The organism is Spirulina subsalsa PCC 9445, from assembly GCF_000314005.1.
GTDB lineage: Bacteria > Cyanobacteriota > Cyanobacteriia > Cyanobacteriales > Spirulinaceae > Spirulina_A > Spirulina_A subsalsa.
The window spans coordinates 1,420,148-1,435,993 of record NZ_JH980292.1 but is presented as its reverse complement, the minus strand read 5'-3'; the positions used below and the strand labels follow the sequence as shown (position 1 = coordinate 1,435,993).

Here is a 15,846-nt window from a genome sequence, read left to right as displayed (position 1 = left end):
CCTGCTCCCCTGCCCCCCTGCCCCCCGTGATAGATAAAATCATGGTAGACGATGCTCCAGAACGCAAAACATGGGTTGATGATGCTCCTTTAGCGATCGCCCCCAACACCTCCCTAGCGGCTACTATTGCGGCCATGACCCAACGGCAGCCCCCGGTCAGTTATGCCCTAATCCTAGACCAAGATAACGTACAGGGCATTATCACTGAACGGGACATCGTGCGATGTTTAGCCCATCCTCCCCACCTCCGTTGGTCGGAAATTCCCGTATCTGACCTCATGACAGGGCAGTTAATCACCGCCGAACTCTCCGACTTACAGGATTTAGTCTCTACCCTGAAAATTCTCCAATCCCACCACATCCGCCATCTGCCCATTCTAGACCAGGGCAAACTCTACGGCATTGTTACCCTAGCCAGTTTGCGCCAGTTTTTACAGCCCTTAGATATCCTGCGGATTCGGCAAATTCAGGAGGTCATGACCGATTCCGTCATTGATGCACCTCCCCACACCTCCCTGTTGAACATTGCCACCTTAATGAGTAGCCATCAGATCAGTTGTGTGGTGATTGTGAAAACTGTCCGACGACAGAAACGCTCCCTTAAAATTCCCGTGGGCATCATCACGGAACGGGATTTAGTCCGATGGCATGATCAGGATCTCCGTCAGGTCAAAGCCAAGGAGGTCATGAGTTCTCCGGTCTTTTCTCTCCCCCCCCATGTCTCCCTCTGGACAGTCCATGAGGCCATGTGTCGGCGTGGGATGCGGCGGGTGGTGATTGTGGGGAAGCAGGGCGAATTATTAGGGCTGGTGACTCAGACGAGTGTTTTAGAAGCGGTGAACCCCCATGATGTTAATGACATCATTGCTAGTTTACAGGCTCAAGTGGAGGACTTACAGGACAAAAACCTCAAATTACTCCAAGAGCGCAACAGTCGCCTAGAGGCCGAAATTCGCCAACGAGAGGCCACCGCCGCCGCCTTACAAGCCAGCGAGAAACGCTTTCGGGCGACCTTTGAGGTGGCTGGGGTGGGGATGGCGTTGATTAGTCTAGAGGGGCAATTCTTGCAGGTTAATTCTAAACTCTGTGAGTTATTACAAGAGCAGCCCGACCAGTTATTAGGGAAACCTTGGTATGAGTTAATCGCTGATGAGTTTATCCCGCTCACAAAACAACAAGTTCAGGCTTTGGTGGGGGGAGAAGAAAAACCCTTAACCCGTGAAAAACGCTATAAAACAGCCCGAGGGGAGGAGATTTGGGTGTATACTACCCTGTCTCTTGTGCGTACCACTCGGGGAGAACCGGATTATTTAATCGCCGTGGTGGAAGATATCCGGGAACGCAAACAACAGGAACAACGGCTTCGGATTTTTGAACGAGCGATCGCCGCTTCTCCCAATGGCATTATTATCAGTGATGCCACCCAAGGGGACTATCCCGCCATTTACGTTAATCCCGCCTTTGAGTCCCTCACGGGTTATCAGTCCTCGGAAGTCATCGGCCGTAATTTCCTGTTTTTGCAAGATCAAGACATCGAACAAATAGGCGCTCGGCAACTTTGGGAGGCCTTAGCCGCCGCCCAAGAATGTCGCGTGACTCTACGCAATTATCGACAAGATGGCTCAATGTTCTGGAATGATTGTTCCATTGCCCCAGTGCGAGATCAAGGGGGCCACGTTACCCACTACATTGGCATTTACTCCGATATTACCCGCCGCCGTCAAGCCCTAGAATCCCTGACCCAACAGTTAAATCGCACCCTCCTCCTGCGACAAATTACCGAGAAAATCCGCCTCAGCTTGGATGTGAACCATATTTTCAACACCGCCGCCGAACAATTAGGCCAAGTGTTACAGGTGGATCGCTGTTTAATTCATACTTACTACCCGGATCCTCTGCCTTGCGTGCCTCTGGTGGCGGAGTATCTTGTCGGCCCCTATCAATCCTTAGCCGCTTTTACCATTCCCGTAGAAGGCAATGCCCATGTCCAGGCGGTATTAACTCAAGATGCAGCCGTTGTCACCCCGAATGTTTACAAGGATCCTCTATTTAGGGGTAATTATGATCTCTGTGAGCAATTAGAGATTAAATCCATGCTGGCGGTGCGCACCTCCTACAATGGCCAACCCAACGGTTTAATTTGTTTACATCAGTGTTGTATCTTCCGGGAGTGGAACAACGAGGATATTGAGTTGATCGAGTCGGTGGCGGCCAGTTTGGGAATTGCGATCGCCCAGGCCTCCCTGTTAGAACAAGAAAAACAACAGAAACTCTATCTTGATGAGCAGAACTATCAACTGCAACGGGAGATTGAGCAACGAGAACGCATTGAGGAACAACTTCAGCAAACCCTCCTCCGTTTAGAATTAGTCATTGAAGCCTCCAATGATGGGTTCTGGGATTGGGACTTTAAGCAACAAAGCATTTATTTCTCCCCCCGTTGGAAAGAAATGCTGGGCTACCAAGATCATGAATTTCCCAACAGTTTGGAGAGTTGGGAAAAAGTCATCCTGCCTGAAGATCGAGTTTTAGCCCTGGGTCTGGTGGAAGACTACAACCAAGGGAGAGTTCCCCGCTTCCTGATGACCCAACGGTTTTATCACAAAAACCGCTCTATTGTATATATCCTCTCCCGTGCCATTCACATCAAAAACGAAGCCGGGGAAGTGGTGCGCATGATTGGCTCCCATACCGATATTACCGAAACCATCAACTTCCAAAACCGCCTACAAGAACAGTTAAACCAACTACAAGAATTTGACCGAGCGCTCCAACAAAGTGAACTCCGCTATCGAGCCATTATCGAAGCCATCCCCGACCTCATGTTCCGCGTCCACCGCAATGGCATTTATTTGGACTTTATCGCCGCCAAAAATTCCCCCCAACTTTTTGACCATCAACGCATTGGCAGACACCTGATGGATGTTGTTCCCCCAGAAATTGCCACCCGACATTTACAAGTCCTGACCCAAGTTCTGAGTAAGCGGGAAATGTGTATTTACGAGCAGGAATTCACCCTCAACGGTCAAATTTATCAAGAAGAAGTCCGCGTCACCATTAGCGGGGACGATGAGGTTCTATTCATGATTCGGGATATTAGCGATCGCAAACGCACCGAAAAAGCCCTGCAAGAAGCCAAAGAAGCCGCCGAAGCCGCCAACTTCGCCAAAAGTCAATTTCTCGCCACCATGAGTCATGAACTACGCACCCCCCTCAACGCCATCCTCGGGTTTAGCCAAATCCTCCATCAAGAGTCCAACCTTAACCCCGAACAAAAAGACTATCTCAGCATTATTCAACAAAGCGGAGAACACCTCCTCGACCTGATTAACGACATCCTCGACCTCTCCAAAATGGAGGCCGGGCAAGTCTCCCTAGATATCGCCCCCTTCAACCTCCATGAACTCCTCGACCTCTTGCACAGTATGTTCTACCTCAAAGCCCACACCAAAGGCTTAACCTTCACCATCCAACGCCCCCCCCACCTACCCCAGTTTGTCCTCGGTGATGCCAGCAAACTGCGACAAATCCTCATGAACTTGCTCAGTAATAGCTCCAAATTCACCCAGCACGGTTATATTACCCTGCGGCTTCAAACCCTACCCAGCCATGATCCCCACCTCATCCCCCTTGAATTTTCCGTCATTGACACCGGCCCCGGCATCGCCCCCCAAGACCTCAATCGTATTTTTGACCCCTTTGTACAAACCGAAGTCGGGCGCAACTCCCAACAGGGAACAGGTCTAGGTTTACCCATCAGTCGCCGTTTTATTCAACTCATGGGGGGTGACATAGCCGTTGAAAGTCGCAACTGGCGGCTAGTATCTCCCCCGGAACACCCTCCTACCCTCGTTCCCTGTCCTGAAACCAACCCCCAAGAAACCTGTTTCCGCTTTTCTCTGTGTCTCCCGACTCCCAAAGAATTTCAGTCCCCCTCCTCTGACACCCCAACCATTATTAGCCTCGCCCCCCATCAGCCCTCATGGCGGATTTTAATTGTGGAAGATATTGCCGTCAATCGTCACCTGTTGCGTTCTATCCTCAGTCCCTTGGGATTCGAGATTGAAGAAGCCGAAAATGGGGAAAAAGCGATCGCCCTCTGGCAAACCTGGCACCCCCATCTCATCTGGATGGACATTCGGATGCCCGTCATGGACGGCTACGAAGCCACCCGACAAATTCGCCAGCAAGAACGCCAACTCCCCCCCCACACTCAGCCCCCCGTTAAAATTATCGCCCTCACCGCCAGCGCCTTTGAACAACAACGACAAGCTGTTTTAGATGCCGGATGTGATGATTTTCTCAGTAAACCCTTCCTAAAAAACCATATCTTAGCCAAAATACAAGAACATTTAGGCGTAGAATATTCTTATAGTAGCAACTCCCTTGTGACCTCAGAATACGATAGTCTAGAAGTAGAATTAACTAAAGTTCAACCCTCATCTGATGCTTGGATTGCCCAACTCCAACAACAACCACAGCCTTGGCTCAAACATTTTGAAGAAGCTGTGAGCATTGCGGATGAAGAGCATATTTTTTCCTTGATCCAAGAAATTCCTTACCCCAATTCAGAACTGGCTGCTAGTTTAATACAATTAGTCAAAAACTTTCAATTTGAGAGAATTCTCGAAGCCACGGCTCAACTTTTACAACAATTTGACAGACCCTCGTCCTAATTCAAGGGAAGCCTCTAATGGTTGCTCATCTCCCAACAAACCAACCGGATATACTAATCGTTGATGATACCCCAGAGAACTTGCGTTTACTAGCGACTATGTTGGAGCAACAAGGTTATAAAGTTCGTAAAGTTATTACAGGGGAAATGGCCTTAAAAGTTGTTCAAAAGACCATACCCGATCTCATTTTATTAGACATTGGTTTACCTAAGATGAACGGTTATGAAGTTTGTCAGCAACTGAAAACCATGCCCGAAATCGAAGACATTCCAGTTATTTTTTTAAGTGCTTACAATCAAGTTGAGCAGAAACTACAAGCCTTTGCCGTTGGGGGAGTTGATTATATTACAAAACCGTTCCATATTGCCGAAGTTCAAGCAAGGATTGATACCCATTTACAACTGAGGTTTTTACAAAAAGCTCATGCTCAATTGGTCGATGCGCTTCAAGAAAAAAACCAAAAGCTTCAAGAAAAAATTCAAGAACATGAAGCAGAAATTTTACGTCGTCATGCCGTTGAAAATGCCTTACAAATTGCGAATAAAAGGCTCAAAGACATGGCTCATTATGACAGTTTAACCGGAGTTGCTAATCGGAGAAAATTTGATAGCATTGTAGCACTAGAATGGCGTAGAATGCTGAGAGAAAAAAAACCTTGTTCTATTATTTTATGTGATGTTGATAACTTTAAACCCTATAATGATACCTATGGGCATCAAGCCGGAGATGAGTGCTTAATTAAAGTCGCCCATATCATTAAAGTTCAACTCAAGCAGTCCCATGATTTAATTGCCCGCTATGGTGGAGAAGAGTTTATTATTTTATTACCCAACACAGACCAAAATGAAGCCGTGACTGTTGCACAAACCCTCTGTCAAGCGGTTTTTGAGCTTAAAATCCCCCATTGTGCCTCTTCTGTTGTTCCCTATGTCACCCTCAGTTTAGGAGTAGCTACCCAAATCCCAGATACTCAATCTCGGATAGAAAACTTAATTTATAAGGCCGATAAAGCCCTTTATGTGGCTAAATCTGAAGGGAAAAATCAAGTTAGATGTTATGAACCCTAGTATTAAGATCGTAAATATTCCGCATCAGACTCCGGTAAAGAAGGATTAATACTAATCCCAGACCCAATTTCAAACCCCGCAGGTGTAGTTAAACGGGGGCGAATTTGACAATACCAATGAACTTGAGGTTCTTCGGCTTTATAGCGAGCGGCCGTATTAATGACATAATTATAATCGGGGTTGTTTAATTTGGTCTTTAACTGCCGTAATACTCGCCTTAAAATAGCCGCAAAATCGACCTTTTCCGCGTCCGAAATACTGCCAAAATCAGCCTGGTGAACCTTGGGCATAATCCAGATTTCAAAGGGAACATCGGCCGCAAAAGGGATAAAAGCAAAAAACAAATTGCTTTCGGCAACTATGCGCACTCCCTCCCGTTTTTCATGGGCTAAAATCTCACAATACAAACATTTTGACCAAGTATCATAATAGCGTTGTGCTTCCTGTTCAGCATAGCGAATATGTTGGGGAACCATCCCTGTAACAATAATTTGGGAGTGGGGATGTTGTAAAGAAGCCCCGGCTTTATGGCCATGATTGCGAAAAATAATCGCCATCATATTCTGATGGGCTACCATTAAATCATAATAGCGTTGATGATAGGTTTCTATCACAATTTCGACCTCTTGTAAAGGCATTGTTGCAATATCTAAATGATGTTTTGGACTTTCTACAATTACCTCATGGCAACCATAACCGGGCATAGATAAATAAATCCCATCGAGTTGGCGGGTAGTTTTAGCATCTGGTGTTAAGGCGGGGTATTTATTGGGAACAACTCTCGTTTGCCAGCCCGTTTTTTGCGGATTGGCAATTTCTAGAATCACTACTTCAGAAGATGCTTCAGAAAAGTTACAAAAGGGGCAGTGCGGGTCATAACAAGGGGGTTCGATGTGTAAACTTGGATCTTGTTGAAAGTCTTGGGGACGTTGACGACGACTGGGGGAAAAAATAACCCATTCTTTGGTAATCACGTTTAGTCGGATGTGACTGTTATTCATGATATTTTGTCCCCTTGAAAAAACTAGCTCACGTCGGCTAAATGTGAATGAGATGCCCTTTATTAGAACTAACTTTTTTAGGATTTCCTGTCTCCTCTAAATGATATTGCAGGAGGTCTAGACCTTGTTCAAAAATAGTATCAATGGGTAACATTTTCCCCTGTTGAGTCATAAATTTATGGTCTTTCGTTGCCTGAATGATTGAACCATTTTCTAAGGTATATGCAAAAACTTCTTGTTCCCCTCGCTGATGCCACTGGGCAATGGGTTGAGTGTAAATGAAGCCATTGGGATCAACGCTATAAACGTGACAGTGCAAACCCTGCTCTACAATTGTACCGATTGCGATCGCGCCATACTCCACGGTGATAATTTTTGTATCATAGCTTAAGCAATATTCAGCAAACTTAACCATTTGATCAAACAAATGTTCGGCAATCGGTTGAGATACCCCGTTTTTTGTTGCCCCATCAATGAAAATCTCCCGATGTTTCTGCATCTCAGACATTTTCTTTTTCCCCATCGCCCGACGGAGTAAGTCTGCTTGGCCTAAACTATACCCCGCTAAGTCTTGGGCTGTCTTCATAATTTGCTCTTGATAGACCAAAATCCCATAGGTTTCCTCTAAAATAGACTCTAATAAGGGATGTTCATATTGAATGGCTTCTCGTCCATGTTTGCGGTTAATAAAATCAGGAATTAACCCCGCATCCAACGGTCCCGGACGATATAAGGCTAAAATAGAAGAAATATCTTCAATGCCAGACGGTTTAAGGTCTTTAACAATTTGTTTCATCCCTTCAGATTCCACCTGAAAGATCCCCTCAAGTTGCCCCTCTTTAAATAATCCGTAAGTTTTTTGAATATCTGGGGGCATTTTTTTCACATCCCCTTTATTCAAAATGCGTAAGGCTTTCCGTTCATCTAAGGGCAGTTGATCCACATTTAAATGAACCCCCCGATTTTGCTCAATTAAATCGGCAGCTTTTTGAATAGTGGTCAGATTCTTTAAGCCCAAAAAGTCCATTTTGAGCAATCCTAAAGATTCTAAATTCTCCATTGAATATTGCGTAATAACAGCCCCTTCATTGTTCTTTTGTAAAGGGACAACCTCATCTAATGGTTGAGAGGAAATCACTACCCCAGCCGCATGAACGCCAAAGGTTTTATTCGTTCCTTCAATGCGGATAGCCATATCTACCCAGCGTTTTACTGTGGGATCTGTGTCATATTTTTGCTTAAATTCTGGGCAAGGTGTCTCATCAGAAACCATAACCTTTAAACGGGTCGGTTTTCCCCGAGAAACGGGGATTAATTTGGTCATCATATCTGATTCTGCGTAAGGAATATTTAGCACTCGTGCCACATCTTTTAATACTGCTTTGGAAGTCATGCGGTTAAAGGTGATAATTTGCGCTACATTCGCCTTGCCGTATTTCTCCGTCACATATTCAATCACTTTATCCCGTTTTTCAATACAAAAGTCTGTGTCAATATCCGGCATAGACTTCCGTTCTGGGTTTAAAAATCGCTCAAATAATAAACCATGATGCACGGGATCAATATTGGTAATTTTCAGGCAATAAGCCACTAAAGAGCCAGCCGCAGAACCTCGTCCGGGTCCTACAGGAATGTTATTATCTCGGGCATATTTAATATAGTCCCATACCACTAAAAAGTAGGTCGAGAAGCCCATCTGCTGCATCATTTTAAGTTCATATTCGATGCGCTCTTTATAGAGGGTGGGGACTTCGGAACGATGACGACAATTAAGGCGTTCTAGTAAGCCTTGCCAAGTGACCTCTTCTAAGTAACTATCGGGGGTATGATTGGGAGGGACTTTGTAGTTGGGAAGGCGGGGTTCTCCCATGATTTTGTAGGGTTTAATTTTCTCAGCCACCGCGATAGTATTGGCGATCGCCTCTTCAATCACATCATCGCTCAAATGGTCACGGAATAAGCGTTTCATCTCTTCGGCAGACTTGAGGTATTCAGTGCCGCTATAGCGCAAACGCTTGTCTTCTGTAATTAATTTTCCCGTCTGAATACAAAGCAGCGCGTCATGGGCTTCTACGTCATGACAGGAGATAAAATGGGAGTCATTGGTGGCAATGATAGGAATATCTAATTCTTGGGCAATTTTCACGATTTCGACATTAACAATCCGGTCTTCTGCCGAACCGTGATCTTGAATTTCTAAATAATAATCTTCTCCGAAAATATCTTTATACCACTGGGCAACTTTACGGGCTTCTACTAGGTCATTTTTTAAGATATTTTGCGGAACTTCTCCCCCTAAACAAGCACTGGTGACAATTAACCCGTCGTGATACTTTTCTAATAGGTCTTTGTTAATACAAGGTCGGGTAAAGATGCCTTTCCCTTGCATTCCTTCGAGGTGAGAGATTGTGGTGAGTTTGACGAGGTTTTGATAACCTTGGGTATTTTTCGCTAAAACGACCTGATGATAGCGTTTATAACGTTTTTTCTTGTCCTCTATTTGACCATTAATGACATACATTTCATTGCCAATAATGGGTTTAATCCCTTTATTTCGACAGGTTTTAATTAAGTCAATGGCCCCGTACATCACCCCATGATCGGTGAGGGCAATGGCAGGCATTCCTAATTCTACGGCACGATTCACTAAAGCGGGAAGTTGAGACGCTCCATCAAGGAGGCTATAGTCACTATGAATATGTAAACCAACAAAGGACATAAGAATTTGATTAGTAATTAGGGAACAGGGAACAGGGAACAGGGGAATTGGGAATGGGGAATTGGGAATGGGGAATTGGGAATTGGGAATAAGTAATAAGTCTTAATTCCTCCTCTCCCCTGCTCCCCTGCTCCCCCTCCCCTCAAGCCAAAACAGTCGGGAAATGACTATACCCCAATTAGTGACTAATGGACTCAATACAGTTTCTCCCTTGGGCTTTAGCACGATAGAGCGCTTGATCTGCCTCAGCAATTAGGATATCTTGGGCTTTTTCTATCCGGGGGACATGGGTAGTCACCCCAATACTCAGGGTAACAAAAGGACTAATGGGGGAGGAAATATGAGGGATTTTAAGGGAGTCCAGATGTTCCTGTAAACGGATGGCCACTTCCAGCGCCTCGGTGTGGGTGGCACGGGGGAGAATGATGGCAAACTCTTCCCCTCCATAACGGGCGACGAGATGCTGGGGATTCTCAATAACGCTCTGCATGGCCCGGGCAACCTGTTTTAAGCACTGATCCCCGGCTTGATGACCGTAGGTATCGTTATAGTATTTGAAATGGTCAATATCGCACAAAATCAGGGACAGGGGGGCTTGTTCCTGTTGTAAGTGTCCCCACACTTGGAGGATATAGTCATCTAGGGCGCGACGGTTGGCGACTCCGGTTAAACTGTCTTGGGTGGCAATTTGGCGGAGTTCTTGGTTGGCTTGTTCGAGTTGTTGATAGAGTTGGGATTGATGAATGGCGATCGCAACTTGGGAGGCCAGTTGACGCAATAAGTCCATTTCACTGTTGAGCCACTCCCTCGGACTACTACAATGATGGGCAATCAGCAGTCCCCAAAGATTTTCTTTCCGCACAATAGACACGACTAAATTGGCCTGCACGTCATAGCGGCGTAGCATTTTACGATGGCACGGTTCTAGAGGGCTATGTTCCACATCGGAGATGGCCGAAATGCGATTCTGACGATAGAGGGGGGCGCACTTCACCCGGAAACAGGGATCCTTGATACTTTGCCCTAACAAAGACTGCCACCCCTGCCCCACCGATTCTACAACCACCTGCCCATCCCAATCGGGCTTAAATTGGTATAGCATAACCCGATCGGTTCCCAGAAAATGGCGAATTTCTCGGACAGTGGTGTTGAGAATATCCTCTAATTTTAGGGAGGAGTGAATCTGCTGGGCAATTTGGGCGGTGAGATGTTCCCGTTGCGCCTGTTTTAAAAGGTCTTGCAAGGCCGGATGGGTACTAATTATGTCCTCTTCCCCGGTGTCGTGGGCGTTAAAACGGTACTGTAAGCTGGCTCCGTTGGCACAGTTTTGTAAGAATTCCGTGGCCGCGGAGGAAGAGAGGGGGGGACTAAATAAGTACCCTTGTATTAAATCACAATTAACCGATTGTAAAAACTCTAGTTGTTGCAAGGTTTCCACCCCTTCGGCGAGGACTTGTAATTTCAAGCCATGTCCCAAGGCCGCGACGGTTTTCACAATGGCGGCATCGGTGGGATCGGTGATTACATCTCGCACAAAGGACTGATCCACTTTCAGGGTATTGAGGGGAAAATGCTTGATGGCATTGAGGGAAGAATAGCCGGTGCCGAAGTCATCAAGGGCGACGGTGACACCGAGATTTTGTAAGTATTGCAGAATCGTAGTCGTTAATTCCACATCTTTGGCGGCGGTGCCTTCGGTGATTTCTATTTCAATGGCCGAGGGGGGGGTTTCAGTTTCGGCTAAAATCCCGGTGATGGTGTTGAGAAAGTCTACTTGTTGGAATTGTCTGGCGGAGACGTTAACAGCAATGCGTAGGTGTTCCATGCCGAGACTTTGCCAGACTTTATACTGTCGGCAGGCTTGGCGCAAGACCCATTCCCCCAGATCACAGATTAAACTACTTTCTTCGGCGAGGGGGATAAAGTGACAGGGGGAGACTAGACCGCGCTGGGGATGGTGCCACCGGATGAGGGCTTCCATTGCCATCACTTTCCCGCTTTTCAGGTCAATTTGCGGCTGGTAATAAAGCTGAAAATGATTGTTAATCAAGGCGGAACGTAAATCCGCTTCTAAGGAGAGGGGATTGAGGCGATCGCCTAGGGCCGCCCGATAAAACTGATAGGTGTTCCGGCCTTGCTGTTTAGCGTTATACATAGCCGCCTCCGCATGGAGGAGCAGGGTTTCGGGATTGGTGCCATCGAAGGGGGCTAAGGCCACCCCCATACTCAGGGTAACGTAAATGGTCTGACCACTGAGAAAAAACGGGGCTTGGAATTCTTGACTAATATCCTGACAGAGGGTTTCGATAATCTCGCTTTCGGCCTGTTTGATTTGTCGTAATAAACACACAAATTTGTCTCCACTCCAATGGGCAAGGAGATTTTTCGGGGGGGCAATGTGTTCTTTTAAGCGTTGGGCGACTAAACACAAGAGTTCATCGCCCACCCGATGGCCTAAGACTTTGTTCACCTGTTTGAAACGGTCTAGGTCAATGAAAATCACGGCCACCAGTTCATGATTGAGGTTACTGTTAATCAACGCGATCGCCAGTTTTTCACTCAAAAATTGACGGTTCGGCAGTTGCGTTAGGGCATGATAACCCCGTTGGCTGACTCGTAAATGCTCAATTTGCTGCTGGCGTAGGGCTGTATAGATTTGTTCGGCCACCCGTTTAATCAAGAGATAGTCGTCTTCTAGCCAAAAATCCACCGCTTGATGGTCCGTTTCCAGCCAAGGATCAAAAGAAGAACGGGGCTGGCGTTCCCCTTGGGTGCGTTCTGGATTGCCAGCCCAATGGATTTGGCGATCGCGCCCTCGCCGAAAAATACTCAAATGTCCTACATACTCATAGCCTGACTGTAAACCCACCCCCAACAACAGCCTTGTTGAAGTGTTCCAAAACGCCGTTTTCAAAACCTCTGGGGCTCCAGGAGACAACAAATCAATACTCAGGGCCGGAAAGTGCAACGGAACTGTCACCGCCTCTAAAGGGGCCGCATCTAGCAGATTCTGCCAAGTCCGTTGTACCACCTCATGAGCCTCTAAGGGATAATCCCCCAAGATATAACACTGGGGCTGAATCCCCTCTAAATAGCCATACCAAGTTAAACAGCCCCCGCACCCCCCCAAGGCCTTCACCACTTTCTCTAGAACCACTTGCCAACAGTCTGTTTCTCCCCCATGGATCAACAACTGGCGAATCTCCAGCAACAGGTTTTCCTCTTGTTGCGCCCGGTGTTGATGACGGATGGCCTGTTCTCGGGTTAAAAACCGTTGTAATCGTTCTAGATAAAGTTCCAGTTGGGCTAACTTCTGTTGAGGACTCTCGGGAGGGGGCGTGACATAGTGAACAATGACTAAGCCCCACAAAGATTCCTGTTCTGCCCAAGCTAAGGAAGACGATACCGCCACCCCCTGACTAATAATCACCGGGATGGTCAGGCAAAACTGGACTCCCAAATGTCCCAAATATTCCACATGACAAGGATCCGCCGTAATCGGCGGATGAGTTACTTCCCGGCGTTTTTGGCTCAGGGGGAAATAAACCGCCTCTTGGGTGATGGTGTTGACTTGGACCCCCTGGCGATTTTCCAAAAACCGTACCCGTGAGGTGGGGGGAATATCGGCGGCTGGAAAATGTAAGTTTAACAAAGAGGGCAACACCGGACGGGCAGTCCGACAATCCGGGGCGTAGTTAGGGCGTGCGTTCGCTTCACTCACCACCACTCCCACCCCATCCGGTTGGAAGGCTAATAAATTAACTCGGTCTGCGTCTAGAAGCGCCCTTATTTCTTGCACGGTTACTTGACGTAACTTCCATAAAGACTGAGCCTGTCTAGACGACTCAGCATTTTGCATAAACTTCAGAAAATCTTAGAATGAGTGTTTCACCAGAAGATAGGATGATACCTTTAAGGCTGCGCTTATCTTCCCTTCCAATTGTGACATACTCTTTTCCCTTCTGTGTAGACCCTAGAAAGGTCGGGCGTTTTCTTCACGCTTCTTAATCTGTACCCATCTTCTCCATCTCGTTCTCATGATACCAACTCCAGATTTTCTTGCCTCCCTCAATCCCTCTCAACGACGTGCGGTCGAACATTTTTGCGGCCCTCTTCTCGTGGTTGCCGGGGCCGGATCTGGCAAAACCCGAGCCTTAACCTATCGTATTTTTCATCTCATTAATCACCACAAAGTTCATCCCGAAAATATATTGGCTGTTACTTTTACCAACAAAGCCGCTCGGGAAATGAAGGAGCGCATTGAACGGTTATTCAGTCAGAAAATAGCCCTTGAAAAGTATCAAAAGCCCTTTGATGCCCTCACCCCCCCAGAACAAACCGCTCTCCGATCTAAAGTTTATCGAACAGTGATTAAGCCTCTTTGGATCGGGACGTTTCACAGTCTTTTCTCTCGCATCCTCCGCTATGATATCAATAAATATCGAGACGAGCGAGGACGCACGTGGAAGCGCAATTTTTCCATTTTTGATGAATATGATGCCCAAACTTTAGTCAAAAACATTACGACCAAACAACTCAACTTAGACGACAAAAAATTCAATCCCAAAATGGTGCGTTATACAATTAGTAACGCGAAGAACTTAGGACTATCTCCCCAAGACTATGCCCAGGAGAATCCTGACTATCGGGGTCGAGTTATTTCGGATATTTATGAAGAATATCAAAATCAGTTAGCCGCGAATAATGCCCTAGATTTTGATGATTTAATTCTTGCCCCCGTGCGCCTTTTTCAACAAAATGAGACGGTTCTAGGCTACTGGCATCAACAATTTCGCCATATCTTGGTGGATGAATACCAAGATACAAACCGGATTCAATATGATTTAGTCCGTCTCTTAGCCACCAATGGAGAACCCGACTCAAAACAGTGGAATTGGGAACAGCGTTCTGTGTTTGTGGTGGGAGATGCGGATCAATCGATTTACTCCTTCCGTATGGCTGACTATACCATTTTGTTAGGGTTTCAAGAAGACTTCGGAGATAACTTACCCGATGAGGAAACCCAAACGATGGTTAAGCTGGAAGAAAACTATCGTTCCCGAGAAAATATTCTGCAAGCGGCGAATTATTTAATCGAAAATAACACCCATCGGATTGATAAAATTCTCCGACCGACCCGAGGAAATGGGGAACAAATTTATATCTATCAGGCGCGTGATGAACAAATAGAAGCCCGTTTTGTGGTGCAGCAAATTGTCGCCTTAACGACAGAAAATCCCGAGTTAAACTGGGGCAGTTTTGCGATTTTATATCGTACCAATGCCCAATCCCGTAACTTTGAAGAAGTCCTACTTCAGTCGAAAATTCACTATTTGATTGTGGGGGGGCAAAAATTCTATGACCGCAAGGAAATTAAAGACGCTCTAGCTTATTTACGGGTGATTGCCAATCCGGCCGATACGGTGAGCTTATTACGGATTATTAATACCCCCCGACGGGGTATAGGACGGACTACCATTGACCAATTAATGCAGGCCGCAACGGAGCTAAATGTCCCCCTGTGGGAGCTTTTGAGTGATGAAACCTCGGTAAATGCGATCGCCTCTCGGGCCAGCAAAGCGATTCATGAATTTGCCCAAATGATTCAAAAATACCAAGAAGCCAGCCAAGAACAAAGCGTAGTAAAGATTCTTGATGGCATTATGGAAGCATCAGGGTATTTAGACAACCTGCGGAATCAAGAAACTGAGGAAGCCGACAACCGCGTGAAGAACGTCCTAGAGTTGTATAATGCCATGACTCAATTTGAAGAAGAAAATGAGGACAGCAGTTTACAGGCCTTTCTTGCCAGCGCCTCCCTCGCTTCCGATTTAGATAATCTCGACGAAGAAGCCAGCCGGGTGTCCCTAATGACCCTCCATTCCGCCAAAGGTCTAGAATTCCCCATTGTCTTCCTAGTGGGGATGGAGCAAGGTCTATTTCCCAATTCACGGGCGATTCAAGATCCCCTCTCTTTAGAAGAAGAGCGCCGTCTCTGTTATGTCGGCATTACCCGCGCTCAAGAGCAATTGTTTCTCACCTATACCCAAGAACGTCGCCTCTGGGGCTATCGAGAGCCAGCCTTTCCCTCCCAATTTCTCGCCGAATTACCGGAGGAGTTAATTAGCACCAATGTCCGCAAAGCCCGTAAAACGCGCAAAAGTAAGGCCTCTAAGACTCCTTCAGAGGAGATTGTCTGGGCAGTAGGAGATCAAGCGGTTCATCCCGTCTTTGGTTTAGGGGAAGTGACCCATATCTTGGGTAGTGGGAAAAAGACTAATCTGGCGATTCAGTTTGATATTGGTCGGAAGATTATTAATCCGAAAGCCATCGATCTGATCAAAATGGAATAGGAGCGCAAGGAGCAGCCGTGGTAGGGGGAG

Annotated in this window: 6 protein-coding genes; 3 read left to right on the top strand and 3 right to left on the bottom strand. The window is 46.5% G+C overall.

The window, feature by feature from the left end; genetic code table 11:
• Positions 1 to 41: 41 nt before the first annotated feature.
• Both SPI9445_RS29135 and SPI9445_RS0106735 read left to right on the top strand, forming a co-directional pair.
• Positions 42 to 4,676, top strand: coding sequence for a PAS domain S-box protein (locus SPI9445_RS29135; protein ID WP_164674476.1), 4,635 nt, complete (start codon positions 42 to 44; stop codon positions 4,674 to 4,676).
• Positions 4,677 to 4,693: 17 nt separating this feature from the next.
• Positions 4,694 to 5,743: a GGDEF domain-containing response regulator gene (locus SPI9445_RS0106735; protein ID WP_017303972.1), complete on the top strand. Its 1,050-nt coding sequence runs from the start codon at positions 4,694 to 4,696 to the stop codon at positions 5,741 to 5,743.
• Between the two features lie 2 nt (positions 5,744 to 5,745).
• On the opposite strand, the gene galT is transcribed toward SPI9445_RS0106735, so the two are convergent.
• The 3 genes from galT to SPI9445_RS24605 form a co-directional block, all read right to left on the bottom strand.
• The gene (gene galT, locus SPI9445_RS0106730; protein WP_017303971.1) at positions 5,746 to 6,744 is read right to left on the bottom strand and encodes a galactose-1-phosphate uridylyltransferase; all 999 of its coding nucleotides are present in this window, start codon (positions 6,742 to 6,744) and stop codon (positions 5,746 to 5,748) included.
• A 37-nt stretch (positions 6,745 to 6,781) separates the two neighbouring features.
• On the bottom strand, positions 6,782 to 9,463 hold the full coding sequence (locus SPI9445_RS0106725; RefSeq protein WP_017303970.1) for a trans-splicing intein-formed DNA polymerase III subunit alpha N-terminal partner DnaE-N: 2,682 nt from the start codon (positions 9,461 to 9,463) through the stop codon (positions 6,782 to 6,784).
• Between the two features lie 178 nt (positions 9,464 to 9,641).
• On the bottom strand, positions 9,642 to 13,322 hold the full coding sequence (locus SPI9445_RS24605) for a diguanylate cyclase domain-containing protein (RefSeq protein WP_017303969.1): 3,681 nt from the start codon (positions 13,320 to 13,322) through the stop codon (positions 9,642 to 9,644).
• Positions 13,323 to 13,500: 178 nt separating this feature from the next.
• Here SPI9445_RS24605 and pcrA point away from each other — a divergent pair, with 178 nt between their 5' ends.
• A complete protein-coding gene (gene pcrA / locus SPI9445_RS0106715) occupies positions 13,501 to 15,816 on the top strand; it encodes a DNA helicase PcrA (RefSeq protein WP_026079588.1) in 2,316 nt (771 codons plus the stop codon).
• Positions 15,817 to 15,846: the final 30 nt, after the last annotated feature.

Coding starts and splice junctions, on each gene's coding strand:
- SPI9445_RS0106735 (WP_017303972.1), top strand. CDS start 4,694: ATGGTTGCTCATCTCCCAACAAACCAACCGGATATACTAATCGTTGAT.
- SPI9445_RS29135 (WP_164674476.1), top strand. CDS start 42: ATGGTAGACGATGCTCCAGAACGCAAAACATGGGTTGATGATGCTCCT.
- SPI9445_RS0106725 (WP_017303970.1), bottom strand. CDS start 9,463: ATGTCCTTTGTTGGTTTACATATTCATAGTGACTATAGCCTCCTTGAT.
- galT (WP_017303971.1), bottom strand. CDS start 6,744: ATGAATAACAGTCACATCCGACTAAACGTGATTACCAAAGAATGGGTT.
- SPI9445_RS24605 (WP_017303969.1), bottom strand. CDS start 13,322: ATGCAAAATGCTGAGTCGTCTAGACAGGCTCAGTCTTTATGGAAGTTA.
- pcrA (WP_026079588.1), top strand. CDS start 13,501: ATGATACCAACTCCAGATTTTCTTGCCTCCCTCAATCCCTCTCAACGA.